Genomic DNA, 20,144 nt, shown 5'->3' with positions numbered 1-20,144 from the left:
AGATAGCCCGTTCGTTACTGACGCTTCACAAGTGCCAATTGCGCTGAGCGCTAGCACATATTTTCGTTAATAATTATACCATGCTGCTTGGCGCAGAACACAAAAATGCGTTGCTAGCACCTAAAACGCTAACAACGCAGAATCAGCATCGCTTAAAGTTAGGCAACGCTTTCAAAGACCAACGGCAGGGCCTCTACCGAGGTTGGGCTAATGCTAATTGCCGATTTGAGCGCCGCCAAAGCAATTTCGGCGCGCTCGTTGCTGGCAGCATGCACCGTCAACAGGGCTTCGCCTGCTTGAACTGGCTCGCCAACTTTGTGCTTGAGCACCAAGCCCACCGCTGGATCGATTGCATCTTCTTTGCGTGCGCGGCCAGCTCCCAGTTCGGTTGCTACCACTCCACAGGTTTCGGCATCGATGCGTTGCACAAAGCCGCTGCTCTCGGCCAGCAAATCGATTTGAATTGGCGCAATTGGCAAGCTTGCTGGTTGATCAACCGCCGCCAGATCGCCGCCTTGCTGCGCAACAAACTCGCGGAATTTAGCCCAGGCTTGGCCATTATCCAAGCTGGCTTGCAACTGTTGGCGCGCTTCGTCGAGATTTTGAGCCTTGCCAGCCAAAACCAACAAATGTGAGCCAAGGGTCAAACAAACTTCAACCAAATCGCTGGGGCCGCGGCCTTGCAAGGTTTCTATCGCTTCGCGCACTTCCAACGCATTGCCAATCGTCAAGCCCAAGGGTTGCTCCATCGACGACAGAATCGCGGCGACATTGCGTCCGGATAATTGGCCGATTCGCACCATCGTTTGCGCCAAATCGCGGGCTTGATCGAGGGTTTTCATAAACGCCCCGGCCCCAACCTTAACATCGAGCACGATACTTTTGGCTCCAGCAGCCAATTTTTTGCTCATGATGCTGGCGGCGATCAACGGAATACATTCAACTGTGCCCGTTACATCGCGCAAGGCATAAAGCTTTTTATCGGCAGGCGCAAGGTCGGCAGTTTGGCCCATAATCACCATGCCAATGTCACCCATCGCATGGCGAAACTCAGCTTCGCTCAAGTCGATGCGCATGTTGGGGATAGCCTCAAGTTTATCGAGCGTACCGCCCGAAAAGCCCAAGCCACGCCCAGACATTTTGGCAACTTGCAAGCCAACTGCTGCCAACATCGGCCCCAAAACAAGGCTGGTTTTATCGCCAACCCCGCCCGTCGAGTGCTTATCGACCGCAGCAGGCGCAAAATCACTCAAATCAAGCTGATCGCCAGAAGCAGCCATGGCAAGGGTCAAATCGGTCGTTTCGCGATCGTCCATGCCTTTGAGCACAACCGCCATGGCCCAAGCAGCCATCTGATAATCAGGCACGCTGCCATCAGTATAGCCCTTGATCAGCCATTGAATTTCTTCGGTTGAGAGCTGTGCTCCATTGCGTTTTTTAATAATCAGATCAACCGCACGCATTATTGTTTTCCGCCTTCTGTAAGTTTGCGCCATGCCAAGGGCAGGCGATTAAGAATATCGCTTGCAATGGTGCCGCGTTCGCCTAATTCTTCGCGAACTAATGCGCCCGCAACGCCATGCACCCCAACCGCAAGCTGGGCGGCTTCAAATGGCGCTAAGCCTTGAGCCAACAAACCAGCGGTTAGTCCTGCAAGAATATCACCAGATCCGGCGGTTGCCAACGCGGGGTTGGCTAAACCATGCAAGGCCAAGCTGCCATCGGGGCTAGCAATAATTGTGTGCGCTGATTTCAGCACCACAGTTACGCCCCAGCGGGCTGCTGCTTCAAGCGCAATTTGCGGATGATCTTCGCCCAAGGTTTCTTCGCCAAGCAAGCGCGCCATCTCGCCAATGTGTGGCGTGAGCACAACCGGCTGATCGCGCAATTTTTCTTGCCAGTTTTCAATTGTGGCCAAAATATTCAAGCCATCGGCATCGATCACCAGCGGCGGCAACAAGACAGGGCCTTGTTCTTCCGCTTTGGCTTCTTCTTTGGGCCGTGCAGCCAAGCCAAAGCCAACGCCGCCTTTACGTTTGGCTGGAATTTCAAGCTCGCTCGAGCCAAGAAAGCCTACGCCCAAGCGGCGCTTGCTTGAAGCCAAGCCAATCAAGGTGCGCAGAAAATCGCCAGTGCCAGCTTCGGTGCCAAGGCCGGGGCCAACCAACAAGGCTTTATATTTGGCTAATTTTTCGTGCACCAACTTTGCAGCGGCCTCGGTCAATTCGCCTGGCTCAACTTCAGGCAAGGGCAAATAGGTTACTTCGTGGAGATGGGCGGCGGTGCTGCCATAAATCGAGCGTGGGCAAGCCAACGTCACTACCCCAGCGCCTGAGCGAGCGGCGGCGGTGGCCGAAAGCCAAGCTGCGCCAGGATAAAGATACGAGCCAGCCACAACCATTACGCGCCCGAAAGTATCTTTATGGCCATCAACCGGACGGGCCGGCACCAGCGAACGGATTGTCGCAAGATTCAGTTCAGTTGTAGTCATCGGCTCCTCCATAGAATCTGGTAGGGTAAATGCGGCGATGCCAAGTTTGCCAACATAGGCAGCGCCTGGGTAAAGATGATGGCCGCGTTTGCTTAGCCCAGCCGCCAGCGTATAGCTTGCGTCGATGATTGTGCCCCAGATCTTGCCAGTGTCGGCATCGAGGCCCGAAGGCAGATCGACGGCCAAAACAGGCACTTTGCTGGCATTCACCAAGCTAATAATCTGGGCCACATCAGCCGCCAATGGGCGACTCAGGCCAATTCCAAACAGGCCATCAATCACAAATGTGCTAGTTTGAAGCAGCCGCTGAAGCTCTTGGTTTTCAGGGTCGTCAGCAGCGAAGATCAGCGGAATTGCTTCGGCCTGAGCGGCGGCAAACGGCCAATCATCTGCTTGAGATTTGCGCTTGTACAAGTAGCAGCTAACTTGATGGCCAGCCTCTTTGATATGCCGTGCAATCACCAAAGCATCGCCGCCATTATTGCCAGCGCCAACCAACACCAAAACAGCGGGCTGCGGTTGCTTGGCGATGATAGTTAAGGCAACATCAGCCATAGCCTGCGCAACTTCAGCCATCAAACCAGGCCATGTCGCGCCTTGATCAACAGCGCGTTGCTCGATTGCCCGCATTTGGGCAGCGGTTGTAATGTGATACCCAGGCACAATTTTTGGCATCGTTGCCTCACCACACGTACTTAATGCTATCGAAAATTATACACCACAGGCTTGGTCAATCTATGGGCGATTTTGCAAGGATTAACGAAACACTAGCATAAGGCTTTGATCCACGAAGGACACGAAGGGCACGAAGGACGAAAACCGCGAAGAACGCGAAGATCACGAAGATACATTGGCTATGGGCTATAGGCTTTGGGATTCACGATCATAAAAATTCTAAAATATTCCGATAGCCAAGAGCCTTCAGCCATATAGTTCTCTGCGTCTCTGCGTTGATCGTACCTTCCGATAGCCAAGAGCCTATAGCCTCACACGCTCTGTGGCTGTGCTATCATAGACAATGGACAAAACGTCTACCATACGGAGGATTGATATTTCAATGGCTCAATATGATGTTGTGATTATTGGTTCAGGGCCAGGCGGCGAAGTTGCTGCCTTGCGTGCTGTCCAATTGGGCTTAAAAGTCGCTGTCGTCGAAAAAGAACAAGTCGGCGGTGTCTGTTTAAATATTGGCTGTATTCCTACCAAATCGCTGTTGCACTGCGCCGATGTGCTGGAAGAAACCAAAGAAGGCAAGAAATTTGGCGTAATCACTGGCGAGGTTTCGTTCGACCTCAAAGGGGCCATGGGCCACAAAGAAAAAGTGGTCAAAACCATGCGCACCGGCCTCGAAGGCTTGTTCAAAAAGAAAAAAATCGATCTCTATCGTGGTTTTGGCCGCTTAGCTGGCACCAACAAAGTCGCAGTTAAGGGCGACGATGGCAATGAAACGGTCATCGAAACCAAGAATGTGATTTTGGCGGTTGGCTCAACTCCACGCGCCTTGCCATTTGCGCCCTTCGATGAGCAACGGATCGTTTCGAGCACTGGGGCCTTGAGCTTGCCCGAAGTGCCAAAACATTTGGTGGTTATCGGCGGCGGGATCATCGGCTGCGAATTTGCCTCGATGTATCGTACCTTTGGTGCGCAAGTCAGCATTATCGAAATGTTGCCGCGAATTGTTGCCACCGAAGATGAAGAAATTTCGGCAGAGTTGGCCAAAGCCTTCACCAAACGCGGCATCAAGCTCTACACTGGCTCGAAAACCAAGGCCGTCAACAAGCGCGCCGATGGCGCAAGCGTGGTCTTTGAAGGCCCAGACGGCAAAGAGCAAACCTTGGAAGCAGATTATGTGTTGATTGGCACTGGGCGCGCCCCGTTGACCAAAAATCTTGGCCTCGAAGAAGTCGGCGTAACCACCGACGAACGTGGCTATATTCCGGTCAACGCTACCATGCAAACCAATATTGCCAATATCTATGCAATTGGCGATGTGGTGCCAACCCCATGGCTGGCGCACGTTGCCTCTGCCGAAGGCGTGATTGCGGTTGAGCATATCGCTGGCCATCACACCAACCCAATCAACTACGATATTATTCCAAGCTGTGTCTATTGCTCGCCAGAAGTTGCCCACGTTGGCTTAACCGAAGCCCAAGCCAAAGAACGCGGCTACAATGTCAAAGTTGGCAAGTTCCCATTTGCTGCGGTTGGCAAAGCCACGGCCATCGGCAATCGCGATGGCTTCGTCAAAATCGTCGCCGATGCTGAATACGGCGAGATTCTTGGCTTCCACTTGATTGGGCCACGCGTAACCGAATTGGTTGCCGAAGGTGGCTTGGCCTTGAGCCACGAAGCCACTGTCGAATCGTTGCTAGCGACGATTCACGCCCACCCAACCTTGTACGAAGCGATGCACGAAGCTGGCCATGCGCTGCTCGATGGCACGCTCCACCTCTAAATTAAATTTCGCTGAATCAGCGTACGAAGGACACAAAGCACCAAATTTTGCTGCTTTGCGTCCTTCGTGATTATTGAAGCCTTGGTTGCCATGAAAATTTTGATTATTTCCAAAGCTTTGACCGCCGCCACCTATCACCGCAAGCTCGAATTGATTGCGGCTGAGCCAGATGTTGAATTAACCGCGATTGTGCCACCCGTCTGGATTGAGCCTGGAGTTGGCGAATATCCGCTGGAGTTGCAAAAAGCGAGCAATTATCGCATGCACATCGTGCCGCTTGGCCACAACGGCCATCATCATACCTTTTGGTGGCAGGGCTTGGGCAAATTAATTGCCGCTGAGCAACCAGATATTCTACACGCCGATGAAGAAGCCTTCAATCTCGCCACCTTCCAAGCTTTTTGGCATGCGCGCAAAACCAAGGCCAAGCTCTGTTTTTACAATTGGGCAGATGTGGCGCGGCGTTATCCACCGCCATTTAGTTTCTTCGAACGCTACAGCTATCGCCATGCAGCCCATGCAATTGCAGGCAATCACTTGGCCAAGCAACTCATTCGCGATCATGGCTACACTGGCCCAATCAGCGTGATTCCGCAATTTGGAGTCGACGAGACAATTTTCACCCCAGCTGCTGAGCCATTAGCCAAACAGCCCTTTGTAATCGGCTTTTTTGGGCGTTTGATGCGCTCCAAAGGCGTGCTCGATTTGCTCGATGCGCTCGAACAGTTGCCCGCCGATATTCATTGTCGCCTGATTGGCAAGGGCGATTTGAGCGCCGAGGTTGAGCAACGGATTACCAAAGGGCCGCTGGCTGGTCGAGTCACGCTTGAGCCGTTGATTCCATCGAGCGCCATGCCCGCAGCAATGCGCAGCGTCCATGCCTATGTGCTGCCCTCGCGCACCACTCCCAATTGGAAAGAACAATTTGGGCGGGTTTTGATCGAAGCAATGGCTTGTGGCGTGCCAGTGATTGGCTCGAATTCGGGCGAAATTCCACATGTAATCGATACAGCAGGCATCGTATTTCCCGAAGGCGATGTAGCTGCCTTGGCTGAGGCAATTCACAAACTCTATAGCGATGAAACCTATCGCCAAACTATTGCTAAAGCTGGCCGCCAACGCGCCTTGAGCCACTATACCCAAGCCAGCATTGCCCAACAACACTTGGCGGTTTATCGCTCGATGCACTCATAACCACTAAGAAAAGAGAGAGTTTTATGCAAACAATTCGCACAGCCCGTTTAGTCATTCGCCAGTTTACCTTGGCCGATGGCCCGTTTGTGATGCAGCTGGTCAATCAACCCTCGTGGCTGCAATGGATTGGCAACCGCAACGTGCACACCTTGAATGATGCAGAAACCTACATCAGCAGCGGCCCCATGGCCATGTATCAACGCTATGGAGTTGGCTTGTGTGGCGTGGAATTAGCTGGCAGGTTGATTGGCATGGCAGGCTTGATCAAACGCACCCCAGAGGCCGAAATTGACCTTGGCTACGCCTTTTTGCCCGAATATTGGGGCCAAGGTTATGCCAGCGAAGTTGCCCAAGCGCTCTTGAATTATGCAATCACAACCCTCAAATTGCCGCGCATCATCGCCACCACCCATCTTGAGAACCAAAAATCAATTAAAGTCCTCGAACGAATTGGCATGCATTTCGAGCGGATTATTGACGAAGGCGAGCAGCAATTACGCGTGTTTGGATACAACCAACCAAGAACATAGAGCATAGAAAAGGATGAAGACCAAAACAAAAGGCAAAAGAGGCTAGGGGTCAGGATTTTAACGCAGAGACGCAGAGCAATAATGGCTATGAGTTGATGGAATGAGGAGCTTGGAACAATAATCCAATCTATGCCCATCTGTGGCTACAACACTTAAAGAACAAAGAGCATAAAACATACAAGCGAGGATTAAATGCAGAAGACAAACGAAAGCTCCTTAGTTGATAGGAGGTGACGAAACCAACCTATCAATCAAGAAGCTTCCGTACTATACCACCAATTGTCACATTGATCAACTCATTAATGTCCGCAATAGCCCTTTGAATGCAGGGAGCTGAAAATACCTTGATTCCCCTGTCAGTAGCGGCCAGCAAGAATAAATTCTATCTCAGCTAAGGAGCTATGATCACGATGAATCTATTTCCAGAATCATGGAATACCTTTGGCCGCTGGCTGCTCATTATTTCAGCAGGAATCATTATCCTATCAATTATTGTCAGTGTATTCGAAAAATTTATTCGTCGCAGACGTTTATTACGTTCTGGAATTCTCGATGTCGATCGCATGACTGGTACACAATTTGAACATTTTCTTGGCCTGGTCTTTCGGCAATATGGCTACCAAATTGAGCATACAGGCAAAGCAGGTGATTATGGCGCAGATCTAGTGATCAAAAAAGACCAAACTCGGACGATCATCCAAGCCAAACGCTACACCAAAAATGTGGGCGTTAAGGCGATTCAAGAAGCTGTCGCCGCCAAAAAAATGTATAACTGCCAAGGCGCAATCGTGATCACTAATAGCCACTACACCAAACAAGCCCAGATTTTAGCCAAAGCCAACGAGGTTGTGTTGTGGGATCGCGAACGCTTACTGAAAGTTATGCTCCAAATCAAACAGCATACAAATCAGACTTAGAACTGATAACAACGTAAGCAGTTAGCGGTATGCTTATTGCAGGAAAAACAGGTGCTGCCTACTTTGGTGTTGGAGACATGAAGGTAGGTTTGGGTGGTCGCGGAGAGCCGCTCGGGCGGCGGGCTGGGTTAGCCCGCCGAGGTGTTTAACCGATTGGCACGGGTTGTGTTGTTGTAATTGCAGTATCGCAACCAGACCTTGCGAACGAATTAACGAAACAACGTGTGGTACAATAGCCATGCTGACGTTTGAATGAGCTACCTCGGCCTGTGTGGTCGAGGTTTTTGGTGTGTTATGCAACGAACTGATTTACGCAATATCGCAATTATTGCCCACGTTGACCACGGCAAGACGACCTTGGTTGATGCCATGTTGAAGCAAAGTCGGATTTTCCGTGAAAACCAACAAGTCGCTGAACGGGTGATGGACTCCAACGCCATCGAACGCGAACGTGGGATCACGATTATGGCCAAAAATACCGCTGTTGAATACAATGGCGTGCGGATTAATATCGTCGATACCCCCGGCCACGCCGATTTCGGCGGCGAAGTCGAGCGGGTTTTGAACATGGTCGATGGCGTGTTGCTGTTGGTCGATGCGGTTGAAGGCCCTATGCCCCAAACCAAGTTCGTGCTGCGCAAAGCTCTCGAACAAGGCCATCGCGCAATTGTCGTCGTCAATAAGGTCGATCGCCCAAGCGCTCGCCCAAATTATGCCGTCAATGAAACCTTCGATTTGTTTATCGATTTGGGCGCAACCGAAGAACAAGCCGAATTCCCAATTGTCTATGCAAGCGGGATGGCCGGCACCGCTGGCCACGACCCCCACGCCATGCAAGATTCGTTGATTCCGTTATTTGAAACGATTTTGCAATATGTGCCAGCGCCTGATGTTGATGTCAATGGCCCACCCCAATTGCTGGTCACCGCAACAATGTACGATGATTACAAAGGCAAAATCATCATTGGCCGCTTGAACAGCGGCACAATTCGCAAAGGCCAAGCGGTTGCCCACATCCCCGCCGGCAAAGACCCCAAATCGGCCAAAGTGGTCCAAGTTTTCACCCACTATGGCATGGATCGGGTCGAAGTCGAAGAAATTACCGCTGGCGATATTGTCGCCATGACGGGGATTAACGATGCAGGCATTGGCGATACGATTGCCGATAAAGACAATCCAGTTGCTTTGCCACCAATCAAGGTCGAAGAACCAACTGTTCAGATGACCTTCGGTGTGAATACCAGCCCCTTCAGCGGTCGCGAAGGCAAATTGGTCACCTCACGGAAGATTCGCGAACGCTTATATGGCGAAACCGAGCGCGACGTGGCTTTGAAGGTCGAAGATACCGACAACGCCGATACCTTCCGCGTCAGCGGTCGCGGCGAATTGCACTTGGCAATTTTGATCGAAAATATGCGCCGCGAAGGCTACGAGTTCCAAGTTTCCAAAGCAGAAGTGATTTATAAAGAGATTGATGGCGCACGCCACGAGCCATATGAATTGGTCGAAATCGAAGTTGATTCCGATTATCAAGGCTCGGTGGTCGAATTGATGGGCTTGCGCCGTGGCACCATGCGCGACATGAGTGTCAGCGATTCAGGCTCGGTGCAATTTGTCTATCACGTGCCAACCCGTGGTTTGTTGGGTTTCCGCCAACAATTGCTCACCGCTACCCGTGGCACAGGCATTATGAACAGCTTGTTTGCTGGCTATCAACCCTACGCTGGCGATGTGCAAACCCGCCAATTTGGCTCATTGATTGCGTGGGAACAAGGTGTGACCAGCAGCTACGGCTTGTCGAGCGCCCAAGAACGCGGCCAGTTGTTCGTTGGCTCAGGGGTGGATGTCTACGAAGGTATGATCATTGGTCAACACATTCGTGATGAAGACCTCGAAGTCAATGCCTGTAAGAAAAAGCAATTGACCAATATGCGTTCATCAGGTGCCGACGATGCCTTGCGCCTCGACGTGCCACGCAACATGTCGCTCGACGATTGTATTGAATACCTCGCCGACGATGAATTGCTCGAAGTAACCCCGTTGCATTTCCGGCTTCGCAAGCGTATCCTCAACACCGACGAACGCCGCCGCGACCGCAAATGGGCCAAAAACCGCTAACTTGCAAACTCCCTTGTCCAGCAAGCTGGACAGGGGAGTTTTTGTTTAAATTGAATATATTCCCTCACCCCCAACCCCTCTCCCACGCGGCGGGCGAGGGGCTTTAATGGCGTGGTTTTGCATGATTTATAGTAAACATTGGTGCTCCCCCTCGCCCGCGTTTTCGTGGGAGAGGGGGTTGGGGGGTGAGGGAACGCTCCGCCGCCGACCAATCGCTCAAACCCTACTTTTGTAAGAATCCCAACCCCTATGTTCTTTGCTCTATGTTCTTTGCTCTATGTTCTTTGCTCTATGTTCTTTGCTCTATGTTCTTTGCTCTATGTTCTATGTTCTTTTTGACTTCATCCTTCATCGCTCGATTTACCGGTCGTACAAGCGCAAACTTGGAATGCGCAAGGCAATAATAATTGCTGCCGTAACACAAATCGCGCCGCCAAATGCAATCGCTGCTGGCGCGCCAAATAAGGTCGCTGCAATCCCAGCCTCAACTTCGCCAAGCAATGGCCCGCCTTGAAAAAACAACATATTGGCCGAAGTCGCCCGCCCGCGCAATTCATCGGGAGTGTTCAATTGGCGAATCGTGCCCCGCAATACAGCGCTGACCGTATCAGCAGCCCCAGTGCCGGCCAAGCCCAAAAGTGCAATCGGCAAGCTTGGCGCTAGCCCAAAAACCATGGTCGCCAGCCCATACAACACCACTGAAACCACGACCACCATACCTTGACGGCGTGGGTTGCCAAACCACGACATCGCTAGCGCTGCGATTAACGCACCCGTTGCTGGCGCTGCATACATCAAGCCCAAGGCTTTTTCATCGACTTTCAAGACTTGATCGGCAAATAATGGCAAGAGCGTGGTTGCCGCACCACAGAAGGTCGCCACAAAATCAAGCACCATCGTCGACCAAATAATCGGCGTTCGGCTAACAAAGCGTAAGCCTTCCCAAACCGAGCCTTTGACGACAGGCTTAACCTCAGTTGGCGCATAATTGCCGCGCATTTGCCACAAGCCAAAAACCACCGCACCATAGCTTAGCGCATCGAGCAAATAAACTAAGGCAATCGAATGGGTCACAAACCAGCCGCCTAAGGCTGGGCCTGCAATATTGCCAATTTGCCAAGCAATCATGTTCAGGCTTAATGCTGTTGGCAGCACCTCACGCGGTACCAAACGCGGAATCAGCGCTTGGCGTGCAGGTAAATCAAAGGTTTTGGCGCTGAAAAAGATAATCATAATCCCATACAGCAGCCATAAATTAATCAGCTCAAACCACGATAAAACCGCCAACACCAACGATAAACCCATCAGAATGCTTTGGGTGACGATCATCAAGCGCCGTCGATCAACTCGATCAGCCAATAAGCCTGCCCGCAAGGCCAGCAAAATCAAGGGAATAAATTGAAAAAAGCCAATCAAGCCCAGAAAAATCGCTGAATTAGCCCCAGGAATTGCTTCGGCCAAACGATAAACCTGAACATGCAAAGCAACCGTGTGCATCTGCGAGCCAGCAATCGAAATTAGCTGGCCACTCCAGAGCAGCCGATAATCGCGATGACGTAAAGCAACCAACGCCGATGGTTGGCGCGAAGTCGTTGAATCTGAAGCCATGAGCAAGCCCTTTATTGATGATTAAAGTGAGATATGATTATAAGCTAGTTTGATGCCAATGAATCTCAATCGCAACAATAACTGAACGCTATCGTTTGAGCATAAAAAAACCGCTAACAGCTAGCACTGTTAGCGGCCAAACCAGCAAAACTTTAGAATTCGAGCTTGGCGCGGGCAATCCCGCCACGTCCGCCCTGAACGGTCAATTCAATCACGCCAGAATTGGGCACATGCACCACCCACTCAACTTTGGCACGATCTGTGGTTGAGCCATTGCTGAATCCAAAGAACGAAACCCGCCCCGAACGGCCTTCCAAATCACCAATCGTGGTTTTGGCCTGGCCCAGCTTAAGACTCGCACCTTCTGGCAATTTCAACAGCGCCTCAAGTGGCAGGGTAGCTTTGCGTTCGCGGCCCTTTTGCGAGCCATAGCTTGGCAAATAGCCCTCATTTTGCACCACAGCCTGCAAGCGATAGATGTTATCGCCCAAGCTTTCAAGCTCAAAACTGCTAATCGTGGTGAATGGCGCAATCGCGGCGTGCTCCAAGGCAAAGTGGGTTACTGGCGCAATCGTTTCGAGCAATTTGGCTGGTGGTGGATTGCGGAAGGCAAACATCGGATGCCAGCCGCCAATTTCAACCGCGCCAAGCTGTGGATGCTCAAACGGAGTCCAATCGTAGAAGCACAAACCTTCGCCATGCTCATCAACCCATTGCATAATTTTGAGATCGTCTTCTTCTGGATGTTCTTTGAACCATTCGATAAATTTGCGATCCTTGATTCCCGCCGAACCAACCAGATCCCAAAATTCAACTGTCCAAGCAAACATGCCCAAATGATCGTAGACCCAATCATCAAAAACCCCGGTAATCACATCTTTGGGGTGATAGCGAAAATCGTGGTAGACCGAAACGCTCGGCCAGCCCGTAATTTCGGTGCCACGCTTACCCAAGGCCTTGAACACATCAAGATCGTGGATGTTCATCTGATCGTCGGCGCGGTCGCCGTAGGGCCGCAACAGCACGCCAGAATAGGTGTGGTAGGTCAGGCCGCTATGAATTTCTGGGTGATCGACGATAAATTGTACCACCGCGCGAATTTCTGGCTCGGAAGTTGGATACGGCCCAGCGCCATATTGCTCGGCTTCTGGTCGCCAATCAATCGGAAAATTACGATTAATATCCAAGCCTTCAATCGAGCGGCTGAGTTTGATATTGACTCCATCGTAATTTTGAATCAAGCCTTCGGGCAAAATTCGATAATAGGTGCCGCCAATTTCATAGGGCTTGCGTTTGACCATCACCCGTGGATCGTGCTCGGAAACCCGCCAATCGCCATTGGGATCAACCAAGCGCATTTGCAGAATAATCCCGTCGTCGTTGATATCCTCTTGGTACAGGCCATCGATGCGCTCAGCATACGGATACGGTCGCACGCTCGAACGCACAACATACGGCGTAGTCAAGGCCCGTTCAGCACCATCGGGATTGAAGCGCGGCAAAATGTAGAAGGTCGTGCGATCCAGCAAACGCGTGCATTCAGGATCATTGCCATAGCCCTTGAGCAAGGTATCGATCAAGTGCAAACCAGCCATTGCGCCAGTCACTTCGCTGGCGTGAATATTAGCATCGACCCAAAACGCTGGCTTCTCGCGGGGCGTTCCAGTGGCATCGTTGGTGAGGGTTGCCAGCCATAAATCGCGGCCTTCGTAACTTTTGCCAATTGATTGCAAGCTAATCAGTTGGGGATATTCGGCAGCAAACCCTTCTAAGGCTGCTACCAACTCGTCAAAACGATAATAGCGCGTGTAATCGATCTGGGGCATGGCTCCTCCATTACGAACTCTATGCAGAATATTGCATATTATGCATTATTCTATGGGCTAGATGCAAGCCCAAATTAACCCAAAACCCCCTTGGATGAACAAACATCCAAGGGGGTTTATACCAATAGGCAAGTAATTTAGACGGTTGCAGGAGTTTCGCTGCGCTTGCGCAAGTTCGAGCCAAGCCCGCCGCCGAGGAACAAGCCCCAGAGCAAGCCCAAGCTCATAGCGTGCACAAACACAACCCCGCGCACTTCGTCGTCCCACCGTGGCAAGAACACAATCACCAAGAACTGGACAACTGGAATAACCATCAAGGCTACGCCCAAGCGCACAAAGCCTTGCGCAACTGGTTGGCCGCGCAAGTGATTGCTAAAGCCGGTCACAATCCAAGCGATGAAGAAGAAGATTGTGGCCGTGACAACTGGCAACAAGACCAAAATATCGCCAATCGCGATGCTCAACACTTTGGTCGAAGCTGGCAGCGTATTCGACAAGGCTTGGGTCCCGAAGGTCAAGCCAAAGAAGGCTGCAACCATCACCACCAAGGTAACGACGAACGCAATCAAGCCACCACGCGCAGCTTTGCCCCACAAAGCGATGGTATTGGCCAATACGGCATAGCCGATTGCACAAGCCCACAGTAAGTAGTACATAATATCTTTTTTAACTTGCAATCCGGTAGCGAGATCACCAGCCATATATGGGCCGCTGCTGGTCGTCCAGATTGCGCCAAAGATGGTGTAAACCAAGGCAAATGGCACAAAGATGACCAGGTCAAGCATGCTCACGCCTATGTTATTCAACCATTTTTTCATTGAATGGCCTCCTTAGAAGGCTTTTAGGCTGGCGACAGCATGCCATCGCCAGCGCGTGCTTTACCGAGTCAAGGTCTTCAAGTAGGCGATAACTTCGAGAATTTTATCTTCGCTAAGGATCTGGCCTTGGGGTGGCATTGCCCCATACGAAGCGCCATCTTGAGGATCTGGGCCAACACCTGGGCCGCCGCCACCATTCGTAATCCAATCTAAGACATTTTCGTCGTTGACTGGATTGCCGTTAGGCAGGGTTGTGCCAAAGGCTTTGGTACCAGTTTCGCCGAACAAGCCTGCCAAACCAGGGCCTGCGCCGCTAGCATCGGTTTTGTTGTGGCAGCTGATACAGTAGGTGTTGAAGGTTTGCTTGCCAGCTTCAGCCACTGCATTATCCAATGGTGGCTCGTTTGGCGTTGGGGTTGGTGGCAAGCCTGCTTCAGTGGTTGCAGCCCACGATTTGGCTGAATCAAGCGCGACTGGCGAGATTGCGCCACCTTGCATCGACATCACATAGGCAGCGATGGCTTTAATTTGGTCATCGCGCATGCCTTGCAATTTCCAGGCAGGCATAGCCGTGCCAGTTTTGCCATAGGCAATAATACCTTCGACATAGTTGCGCAATGAGCCATATTTTTTCTGAATCCCGTTTTCGCGGGTAAACGCTTCGGTGCCTGGGCCTAAGCGACCTTGCAAATCGGAAAGCTTAGGAGCACCTTTGTTGCCTGGGCCTTGGCCTTCGCCAGCCAAACCGTGGCAGGTGGCACAATATTGTTCGTAGTTGCGCTGCCCGAACTCCAATTGCAAAGCATCTTGGCGCAAATTCGTGGCAGCCAAACGATCATTCGTTTGGCCAATCCAGATAAAGCCAAGCAAGGCAACTGTTGCGAGGGTAAACAGCAGCGAAACTGCAATGTTTTTCGTCATAGGACGTGTTTCCTTATTCGACACGGCCCACGCAGCAACGTAGGCCGTGGATAAAAAACTTAGTTTCGTGGTTCCGTATCGCCAACGTGAACAACCCCATTCCGGTTGAGGAATTTATATTGGGTATAGCGGCTCTTTTCGGGAGTTTCGACCAAATTACCGTCTGCGTCGTAACCCGCCGTCGTCCATTCCATATCCAAGGTTACACGTTTTTGCAGAAGCCCATCAACTGCTGTTGAGAATTCGGCAGCATCGGTATCTTGTTGATAGAGCCATGGCTCGATCGTTAAAGTAACCGTTGGGCGAACAAACAGCACGTCATATTCGGCCCATTTTTGCACGTCGTGTTTGAGTTCAAGCAGCATTTCTTTGAAGACTGGCGAGAGGGCTTCTGGCGCTGGGCCTTCAGCTACCCCAAATTCGCCTTCAACAAAGGCATCTTTGGTTGCATCGTAATAGACTTTATAAACGAATTTTTCTTGCGGCACTTGGTCGAATGGCACTTCCATCACGCGACCTTCGCCTTCAACTGGCACATACGAAACGGCCAATTCGTTCGAACCGACTTTTTGAATCCCGAAGGCGGGCAAGCCACCATACGAAACGACAACAAAGACGATCAACGAAACAATGCCGCCAGCAACCGCAAATTTGCGATCTTTGAAGCGGCGTGAAGGGTTGCGATCGATGTATGGCAAGAGGAACAGTGCGCCGAAGATAATCCCAGCGATGCCCAAGCCCCAAACGATCTTATCGCCAAGCTTCAACATCCCTTGCAACCAGAAGAAGTACCATGGAGCTTGGGTGTGTTGGGGAGTTTCCAAGGCGTTGGCGTGATTTTCCAGCTTGGCATCCCAGAAGAAGTTGTTGATAAAGATAAAGGTAAAGGTCAAAACCACAATCACTGCCAACTCAAAGAACACTTGGTCGGGCAAGAAAGGAATTTTGCGCTTGGTTGGTTTTTTGTTTTCAAACAATTCGTGAATTGGCGAAATTTCTTGCTTGCGCACTGCATAATAGTGAATACTGATGAAAATAATCGTCAGCATTGGCAACATAAAGATGTGCAACAAGTAGAAGCGCAAGAGTGCGCCAGCGCCAATTTCTGCGCCGCCACGGAGCAAGCGGCCAATTGCCGGCCCAACCCCAGGTGCTGCGTCAGCCATCGACGAACCAATCGTCACCGCCCAGAACGCCAATTGGTCCCATGGCAAGAGATAGCCAGAGAACGACAACAACAGCGTCATAAAGAGCAGCAGCATGCCCGTAAACCAGATAAACTGGCGCGGAGCTTTATACGAAGCCGTAAAATAGGTTCGCAGCATGTGCAAAATCACCACTGCAACCATAAAGTGCGCGCCCAAGCGGTGAATATTCCGCATCAGGCCGCCCAACGGCACGTCGTTCATAATCTGGGTCATGGTCGCATAGGCTTCATTGGGCGATGGCGAATAATAGATCATCAAAACGAGACCAGTAATCGCCTCAAGTACAAAGAAGAAAAACGACATCCAGCCAAGCCCCATGGTGTAATACCATGCGGTTGCTTCTTCAGATAACGAACGGGGACGAATGTGATACCAAAAACTATTCGAGTGCACCCGCATCCGTGGGTTGGGACGTGGTGCTGGCCCCCCACGCAGGGTTTCGCGCCACTCACGTGCGCCCATCGAAGGGAAGAACGAGCGGCCTACCTCGGTTAGCCAGCCACCCAAGCCCTTGCGCTTGCTTTCAGGCGATACAGCCATACGGAAACTCCTTCGTGACTGGGTAAACTAGCCGTGAGTTAGACCCGTCTTCTTTTTCCCAGTGTCTACTACCAATGCGCCATCTTCTAAAGTAACCGGAAACTGATCAAGGTTCCGGGGCGCTGGGCCAAGCACGTAATGGCTGTTACGTTCAAACGTCGAGCCATGACATGGGCAGATAAAGCGATTTTGTGAAGCTTGGAACGGAATCAAACAGCCCAAGTGGGTACATACTTGATAGATTGCAATCAAATATCCGCCATCGCTGGTTTCGACCCCAACCTCGTTATCGTTGGTTGAAACGATCCCGTTTTCAGCTGCACCTTTGGTTTTATCAACCTTAACAATGTAAAATTTACCAGCAGCATTTAATTCTGGTGCTTCTTCAGCGGTGTAGCTATCGCCAGCGCGAGCAAGCGTAAATTTACCGCCAAACTGGCCTGCTTTGATCCGTGGGTAGGCAAAACCGCCAGTAACCCAGTCGGCACCACCAGTCAATTCATTGATTAACTCGTCGTCTTTGCTGGGCGCAACAATGCTACCAAGCCCAAGTGCCGTTAACACAGCCATTGAGCCAGCCGTCGCATAGGCCATAAATTCGCGCCGATTGAGTCCTTGCCGCTCGCCAACCGGCTTGCCAACTTTGGTACGAGTAACAGGGCTAACGCCTGCTTTGGCAGCCACCGCCTCTGCTTCGGCCTGAGAGACGATCCGCCGCCCTCCAGATTGTTTCGGGTTTTCAGCCATTATTCGGTTCTCCTAGCCGCCTTGGTTGTCGTTTGGATATCGTGGCAATGTCAAAAAAATACCGCGCACAGACGCTGAGGCGGGGTCACTCGGTATTGTAACACATTGCACAAAGGAGCGTCAAACGCATACCACAGCGATTTTTTGCCTTTATAAAGGCCTATTTCGCAATCCGACCATGCCAGTTTTTAGCTACTTTAGCAGTTTTTTCAGCTCCTCGCCTGCGCTGCTTTACTCAACATCTGGGTCTAAATGCCACAACGAAAAGAATTCTTTGTCTTGATCGGCCCGATGCACATAGACTTCGCCCAAATAGGAAATTGCGTTCGGGCGCTCGCAATCAAGGCAACGATAAATATCATACTTAAAACGCGTGCTTACCGGATTCGAGACCGTCGCATTGACTTCATAGGCATCAGTGTTGTGGCTGCCACACCAAGCACATTCCACCGGATAAACAATCACCCATAGCGAGCGCCGAAAACGCCGTGGCGATTCGCGCACTTTGCGCCGCACAATCCGGTCGGGCCAGCGAATATCCACCATGGTCGCCTTGCATTCTGGGCAACGCCGTAGCTCATGCTGCAAGGTCACTTGCGGATTGACCACGCTAATAATTTCGCCAGCAATGACTGGCCCGCGATAATCGCACCATAAACAGCCTTGAGGTTTATCTTCCATATATTGGCCTCGTCATTTAATTAATTCGTTCTATTAATGAGTAATTATACCCATGATATGGCGAGCGACTAGTTATTGAATTATGAATTATGAAGGATGAGGGATGAAGTAAAAGTTAAAAGGCAGAAGACACAAATCGATAGCCAAAAGAGGGGCCAGCGATCAGGGGGCAGGTTTTAACGCAGAGGCGCAGAGAACGGATGGCTATTGGCTTTGGGGAATAATAATCAAATAAATCTGTGGCTAAAAAACAATTCTTCGTGTCCTTCGCGTCCTTCGCGGTTTCTATAGCCAACAGCCATTCGTGGCTAAAAATGTTCATTGGCTTTGGAATAGCTTAAACAAAAAGCCCCTCGCCCGCGTGCAATGGGCGAGGGGTTGGGGTGAGGGGAGACTCTATTCAATTAATCGTGGAGTGCGGTGAGATGGGTATCAGTTAAGCGCGCCAATTCGCCAACCGTTTCGCGATCGAAGGCAAATTTTGCCCCAGCTGCGGCAAACAATTGGCTCAACGGCTTGGTATTGCCCAAGGCCAAAGCCGAACGATATTGCGCCACTGCTTGCGCTTGATCCTTCATGGCATTACGCCAAACTTGCAACGCGCCCAATTGGGCCAAGCCATATTCAACGTAATACAATGGCGCTTCGAAAATGTGCTGTTTGCGATGCCAGCCAGTGGTATGCACATCCTCCAAGCCGCTCCAATCAACGCCGCTCATAAAGCGTTCGTAGAGATCTTTCCAAACAGCGTCAAGCTGCTCGGCGGTCACATCTTCTGGCGCTTCAATATACACCCAGTGTTGGAAGGCATCGACGGTCGCCATGTAGGGCAAGAATTTGAGGGTGCTCCACAGGTGCTCAGCCCGGGCGCGCCGAGCATCGGCTTCGCTGTAGAAACCACCTTTATCCTTGGCCAAATAGGGTGCTGCCAACAATTCCATCGCCATCGAGGCCACTTCGCAAAACTCAGTCGGCCCATCGTAATTCCAAATGATGTCGTTGGTTGCCGATGATTCCATAAAGTGGAAGGCATGGCCACCTTCGTGCAACATCGTTTGCACATCGTCGTGAGTACCAACCGCATTCATGAAAATATAGGGAACTTTGGAGACAAACATGCCGCCACAATAGCCGCCAGGTGCTTTGCCAGGCCGCGATGCCAAATCGAGCCAGCCATCGCGCATACGGGTGTATTGCGCACCCAACTCTGGATCAACTTGATCGAAGATGGTTTGGCAGACGCTTTCCAGCTCATCAGCATTTTGGAACGGGGTCAAGGCTGGGCGCGATTGCGAATCGACCGCAATATCCCAAGGCCGCAAGCTCTCAACACCTAACTCTTGTTGGCGCACGGTCAACCATTTTTCAACCAAAGGCACAACTTCATGCTCAATCGCATCGTGGAAGGTGCGGCAATCGGCGGGCGTATAGTCGAAGCGGCCATACAAATCCCAGACATAATCCAAATAGCTGGCTTTGTTGGCGTTGGCAGCAATTTGGCGGCGCAGCTTAAGTTGCTTAAGATAAATTTCGTTGAATGCAGCCCGATCTTGCAAGAAGCGGCTGTGATAGACCCGCCATGCAGCTTCACGCACGCTGCGATCAGGGTCGTTCAACAGCTTAAATACTGCTTGCATGGTCAAGGTTTCACCTTGCCATTCGACGCTCATTGCACCCATCAGCTTGCTAAATTCAGCGCTCAAGCGATCAACTTCGGTTAGCAAGGGCACGTTTTCTTCGCGGAATAAATCGGCTTCGGCCCGAACCCGGCGCAGCATTTCCTGCATTTCGGCGGGGAAGATTGCTGCATCAAGCGCCAATAATTTTTCTTTCAGCACTTGACCAGCCACCTTGGATTTAGGAGTAAGCTCCTCGATGGTGTAAAGATACAGCTCTTCAGCAGCTTTATCTTGGGTATTTTCGGTCATCGCGCGATAGGCACTAAAGCCAAATTCTTGCAGATGGGCTTCTAACTCGCTCCAACGGCTTAACCACGCGGTTGCATTTTCAGCCGAAAGCTCCTCAGCGGCAAGTGCATCGTAGTAGGGCTGAACTGTGGCCCAATCGCGTGGGTCAATTTTCAAACTCAT

Annotated in this window: 15 protein-coding genes; 5 read left to right on the top strand and 10 right to left on the bottom strand. The window is 51.2% G+C overall.

Features of this window, described 5'->3' with window-relative positions:
- Positions 1 to 158: 158 nt before the first annotated feature.
- On the bottom strand, positions 159 to 1,463 hold the full coding sequence (locus ACFMKP_RS22200; RefSeq protein ID WP_382295253.1) for a pyrimidine-nucleoside phosphorylase: 1,305 nt from the start codon (positions 1,461 to 1,463) through the stop codon (positions 159 to 161).
- Positions 1,463 to 3,166: an NAD(P)H-hydrate epimerase gene (locus ACFMKP_RS22195; RefSeq protein ID WP_382295249.1), complete on the bottom strand. Its 1,704-nt coding sequence runs from the start codon at positions 3,164 to 3,166 to the stop codon at positions 1,463 to 1,465. Before ACFMKP_RS22195 ends, ACFMKP_RS22200 begins: the two co-directional genes overlap by 1 nt.
- A gap of 382 nt (positions 3,167 to 3,548) precedes the next feature.
- Here ACFMKP_RS22195 and lpdA point away from each other — a divergent pair, with 382 nt between their 5' ends.
- From lpdA to typA, 5 genes are all read left to right on the top strand, one after another.
- Positions 3,549 to 4,946: a dihydrolipoyl dehydrogenase gene (gene lpdA / locus ACFMKP_RS22190; protein ID WP_382295246.1), complete on the top strand. Its 1,398-nt coding sequence runs from the start codon at positions 3,549 to 3,551 to the stop codon at positions 4,944 to 4,946.
- A 66-nt stretch (positions 4,947 to 5,012) separates the two neighbouring features.
- Complete coding sequence (locus ACFMKP_RS22185) at positions 5,013 to 6,140, top strand: glycosyltransferase (RefSeq protein ID WP_382295243.1); 1,128 nt, start codon at positions 5,013 to 5,015, stop codon at positions 6,138 to 6,140.
- Between the two features lie 23 nt (positions 6,141 to 6,163).
- Positions 6,164 to 6,670 carry a GNAT family N-acetyltransferase gene (locus ACFMKP_RS22180; protein ID WP_382295240.1) on the top strand — a complete coding sequence of 169 codons (507 nt, stop codon included), beginning with the start codon at positions 6,164 to 6,166 and terminating at the stop codon, positions 6,668 to 6,670.
- A 410-nt stretch (positions 6,671 to 7,080) separates the two neighbouring features.
- On the top strand, positions 7,081 to 7,587 hold the full coding sequence (locus ACFMKP_RS22175; protein ID WP_382295237.1) for a restriction endonuclease: 507 nt from the start codon (positions 7,081 to 7,083) through the stop codon (positions 7,585 to 7,587).
- A gap of 294 nt (positions 7,588 to 7,881) precedes the next feature.
- Positions 7,882 to 9,705, top strand: a complete 1,824-nt coding sequence (gene typA / locus ACFMKP_RS22170) for a translational GTPase TypA (protein WP_382295234.1) — start codon at positions 7,882 to 7,884, stop codon at positions 9,703 to 9,705.
- A gap of 360 nt (positions 9,706 to 10,065) precedes the next feature.
- Here the strand turns inward: typA and ACFMKP_RS22165 are convergent, their stop codons facing one another.
- The 8 genes from ACFMKP_RS22165 to ACFMKP_RS22130 form a co-directional block, all read right to left on the bottom strand.
- On the bottom strand, positions 10,066 to 11,313 hold the full coding sequence (locus tag ACFMKP_RS22165; protein ID WP_382295231.1) for an MFS transporter: 1,248 nt from the start codon (positions 11,311 to 11,313) through the stop codon (positions 10,066 to 10,068).
- A 152-nt stretch (positions 11,314 to 11,465) separates the two neighbouring features.
- Positions 11,466 to 13,139, bottom strand: coding sequence for a M14 family metallopeptidase (locus ACFMKP_RS22160; protein WP_382295228.1), 1,674 nt, complete (start codon positions 13,137 to 13,139; stop codon positions 11,466 to 11,468).
- A 137-nt stretch (positions 13,140 to 13,276) separates the two neighbouring features.
- A complete protein-coding gene (locus tag ACFMKP_RS22155) occupies positions 13,277 to 13,957 on the bottom strand; it encodes a hypothetical protein (RefSeq protein ID WP_382295225.1) in 681 nt (226 codons plus the stop codon).
- Positions 13,958 to 14,017: 60 nt separating this feature from the next.
- The gene (locus ACFMKP_RS22150; protein ID WP_382295222.1) at positions 14,018 to 14,878 is read right to left on the bottom strand and encodes a cytochrome c; all 861 of its coding nucleotides are present in this window, start codon (positions 14,876 to 14,878) and stop codon (positions 14,018 to 14,020) included.
- Positions 14,879 to 14,937: 59 nt separating this feature from the next.
- A complete protein-coding gene (locus ACFMKP_RS22145; protein ID WP_382295219.1) occupies positions 14,938 to 16,626 on the bottom strand; it encodes a cytochrome bc complex cytochrome b subunit in 1,689 nt (562 codons plus the stop codon).
- Positions 16,627 to 16,653: 27 nt separating this feature from the next.
- The gene (locus tag ACFMKP_RS22140; RefSeq protein ID WP_382295216.1) at positions 16,654 to 17,373 is read right to left on the bottom strand and encodes a ubiquinol-cytochrome c reductase iron-sulfur subunit; all 720 of its coding nucleotides are present in this window, start codon (positions 17,371 to 17,373) and stop codon (positions 16,654 to 16,656) included.
- A gap of 231 nt (positions 17,374 to 17,604) precedes the next feature.
- The gene (locus tag ACFMKP_RS22135) at positions 17,605 to 18,054 is read right to left on the bottom strand and encodes a hypothetical protein (protein ID WP_382295213.1); all 450 of its coding nucleotides are present in this window, start codon (positions 18,052 to 18,054) and stop codon (positions 17,605 to 17,607) included.
- Between the two features lie 404 nt (positions 18,055 to 18,458).
- Positions 18,459 to 20,144: a M3 family oligoendopeptidase gene (locus ACFMKP_RS22130; protein WP_382295210.1), complete on the bottom strand. Its 1,686-nt coding sequence runs from the start codon at positions 20,142 to 20,144 to the stop codon at positions 18,459 to 18,461.

This window comes from Herpetosiphon sp. NSE202, assembly GCF_042688385.1.
In the GTDB taxonomy this organism is placed as follows: domain Bacteria; phylum Chloroflexota; class Chloroflexia; order Chloroflexales; family Herpetosiphonaceae; genus Herpetosiphon.
This window is presented reverse-complemented; position numbering and strand designations above follow the sequence as displayed.

Bases quoted from the DNA above. Each gene is read 5' to 3' on its own strand.
- ACFMKP_RS22200 (WP_382295253.1), bottom strand. From the start codon at position 1,463: ATGCGTGCGGTTGATCTGATTATTAAAAAACGCAATGGAGCACAGCTC.
- ACFMKP_RS22195 (WP_382295249.1), bottom strand. From the start codon at position 3,166: ATGCCAAAAATTGTGCCTGGGTATCACATTACAACCGCTGCCCAAATG.
- lpdA (WP_382295246.1), top strand. From the start codon at position 3,549: ATGGCTCAATATGATGTTGTGATTATTGGTTCAGGGCCAGGCGGCGAA.
- ACFMKP_RS22180 (WP_382295240.1), top strand. From the start codon at position 6,164: ATGCAAACAATTCGCACAGCCCGTTTAGTCATTCGCCAGTTTACCTTG.
- ACFMKP_RS22175 (WP_382295237.1), top strand. From the start codon at position 7,081: ATGAATCTATTTCCAGAATCATGGAATACCTTTGGCCGCTGGCTGCTC.
- typA (WP_382295234.1), top strand. From the start codon at position 7,882: ATGCAACGAACTGATTTACGCAATATCGCAATTATTGCCCACGTTGAC.
- ACFMKP_RS22165 (WP_382295231.1), bottom strand. From the start codon at position 11,313: ATGGCTTCAGATTCAACGACTTCGCGCCAACCATCGGCGTTGGTTGCT.
- ACFMKP_RS22160 (WP_382295228.1), bottom strand. From the start codon at position 13,139: ATGCCCCAGATCGATTACACGCGCTATTATCGTTTTGACGAGTTGGTA.
- ACFMKP_RS22155 (WP_382295225.1), bottom strand. From the start codon at position 13,957: ATGAAAAAATGGTTGAATAACATAGGCGTGAGCATGCTTGACCTGGTC.
- ACFMKP_RS22150 (WP_382295222.1), bottom strand. From the start codon at position 14,878: ATGACGAAAAACATTGCAGTTTCGCTGCTGTTTACCCTCGCAACAGTT.
- ACFMKP_RS22145 (WP_382295219.1), bottom strand. From the start codon at position 16,626: ATGGCTGTATCGCCTGAAAGCAAGCGCAAGGGCTTGGGTGGCTGGCTA.
- ACFMKP_RS22140 (WP_382295216.1), bottom strand. From the start codon at position 17,373: ATGGCTGAAAACCCGAAACAATCTGGAGGGCGGCGGATCGTCTCTCAG.
- ACFMKP_RS22135 (WP_382295213.1), bottom strand. From the start codon at position 18,054: ATGGAAGATAAACCTCAAGGCTGTTTATGGTGCGATTATCGCGGGCCA.
- ACFMKP_RS22130 (WP_382295210.1), bottom strand. From the start codon at position 20,144: ATGAGTTTGAAAATTGACCCACGCGATTGGGCCACAGTTCAGCCCTAC.